Annotated in this window: 2 protein-coding genes; one reads left to right on the top strand and one right to left on the bottom strand. The window is 26.4% G+C overall.

Annotated elements, in window-relative coordinates:
* Positions 1 to 338: 338 nt before the first annotated feature.
* Entirely contained in the window at positions 339 to 1,958 is a 1,620-nt protein-coding gene (argS, locus tag T401_RS0103275; RefSeq protein ID WP_033179061.1) for an arginine--tRNA ligase, read from the bottom strand.
* Positions 1,959 to 2,001: 43 nt separating this feature from the next.
* Here argS and T401_RS0103280 point away from each other — a divergent pair.
* A partial coding sequence (locus T401_RS0103280; RefSeq protein WP_033179062.1) for a class I tRNA ligase family protein occupies positions 2,002 to 2,609 on the top strand: 608 nt, incomplete at its 3' end.

The raw sequence follows: 2,609 nt of genomic DNA on the forward strand, positions 1-2,609 counted from the left end.
TTTTTTTTTTTTTTTTGAAAAAGCAAAAAAATATTGTTAATAACATGTTTTTTTAGAATTAAAATACAAAAAAATTGTTTTTTGTGCAAAAACTAAATTGAAAAATTGTTTATATTGGCAATAAAAAAGGTTTTAGTTTTGTACTTTAATTGCTTTATAACAGATTTAATTAAAACTTTTTTATAAATCTAGTTTTAAAGTCAAATAACTTGAATTAAAATCTTATTGAATTTTCAATGTTTTTTAATTATTCATTAAATTTTTTTACATTTTTAAAGTGAAATTAAAAATATAAGAAACAAAGCAGACAACTTTATTTCTTATATTTAAAATTGTTATTACATTTTATCAGGAATGTCTAAATCCATCAACCTCATACCGCTGGCTAATACAATTTTTGTAGCTTTAACTAAAGCTACATAGCTTTCTTCGTTTTCATTACCTAAAACTTTGGTATTTGAATAAAATGAATTAAATGAACCTGCTAATTTTAATAAATAAGGAGGTAATAAATTAACTTTATAATTTTTTGCCATAGTTTTAATTAAATCTGGATATTCCTTTAAATCATTAATTAATTTTAAAGAATATTCATCATCAAATTTAGTTGCTTTTGGATCTTTGATGTTTGCCTTATCTAATAGTTGTGCACAACGCGCATGTGCATACTTAATAATATACATAGGGTTTGTTTCATTGGCTTCAGTTACTTTTTTTACATCAAAATCAATTTTAGAATTATAAGATCTATCAATTAAGAAATATCTAACTGGGTCTTTGCCAACTAAATCAAGTAGTTCTCTCATAGTAAAAGAAGTTCCTAAACGTTTTGACATTTTAATTTCAACACCATCTTTAACAATTCTTAACAATTGAAATAATACCATTTCAATTTGATCTCTTCTATACCCTTGGTCTTCAAATGCAAATTTAACACGTTCTACATAACCACTATGATCTGCACCCCAAATATCAATAATTTTTCCATTTTGATCATTTAAACGATCAAATTTAATTGGATGATAAGCAATATCAGTACAGAAATAAGTTGTTGATCCATCTGATTTTAAAACAACTCTATCTTTATCATCTCTTCCACCTTTAGTAGTTTCTAATCAAGTTGCACCATCTTTTTTATAAATAGTTTTTAATCTATTAACTCTAGGTAGAATTAAATTTTTTTGATACATTTCTTCTTCAGATGAATAAATTTCAATTTCAATTCCAAAATTTTTCAAATCTTTTTTAATATTTTCTAATGCAATATTACGTCCATATTCTCTAAAGAAGGCTTTTATTTCGTCAGTGTACTCGACCCCTTTATATTGATCTTTATAATCGTTATAAAATGCTTGGGCAAAATCGATGATATCACCACCACGATATGAATCTTGTGGCATTGGAAAATCTTTATCAAAGATTTGTTGGTATCTAGCAAATAAAGAATTTGCCAAGTTATTCATTTGATTTCCATGGTCATTAATTATATATTCACTAACCACTCGGTGTCCAGCTTTCTTCATAACATTGCACAATGTTGCACCAACAGCAGCATTTCTTGCATGACCTATATGTAAATACCCTGTTGGGTTAGCTGAGACATACTCAATATTAACTGCTCCTTTTTCTTCTTTTACATCACCATATTCTTCACCTAATTGGTTGATTGAGTTTATGGTATCAGCTAGAACAGAGTTAGAAACTCAAAAGTTGATGAAACCTGGTTCAGCAACTTGAATTTCAGCAATTTCAGTATATTTTTTTAAATCAATATTTTTTACAATTTCAGAAGCAATATCCATTGCTTTTTTACCCATTTCTTTTTGTAAAGTTAAAGGTAAATTAGTTGAATAATCGCCATAATTTTTTGATTCTTTCAATACCACTGGTTTGCTAATATCTAATTTTTTTAGTGCTTCTTCTAGTGAAGAAACAATTATATCTTTTGTTGTATTCATAATTTCAATTATATTATAAATGTTAATATATAATATTTAAATTATGAAGAAATATTATTTATGCGGACCAACAGTTTATAATTATCCACACATTGGTAATATAAGACCAACCGTGACTTTTGATTTAATGATTAGAGCACAAAAATTTTTAGGAGAAGAAATATTTTATTTACACAACATTACTGATATCGATGACAAAATTATCAAGCGAGCGATTGAAGAAAATAAAACTGAAAAAGAAATATCTTCATTGTATGAAGAATATTATTGATCACTTTTTAAACAATTTAATTTAGAATTACCAACTAAAGCAGTTAGAGTAACAGATTCATTAAATGATTTATATAGTTATATTCAAAAATTAATTGAAAATAAAGCTGCTTATCAAGTTGGCACAAACGTATTTTTTGATACTTCCAAATTTAAAGAAATATATGGCACAATTAGTGGGCAAAAAATTGAAAATCTTGTTTCAGATGATAATGAACTAGGCAAAAATAATCCCCGTGATTTTGCTTTGTGAAAAGAAACCCAAGTCGGCGTTAAATATGATAGTCCTTTTGGATTAGGAAGGCCTGGTTGACATACTGAATGTAGTTGTTTTATTGCAAAATATTTTAATGGTGAATCATTAGATTTTCATGGCGGGGG

This window comes from Mycoplasma anseris ATCC 49234 (assembly GCF_000702805.1).
GTDB lineage: Bacteria > Bacillota_I > Bacilli_A > Mycoplasmatales > Metamycoplasmataceae > Metamycoplasma > Metamycoplasma anseris.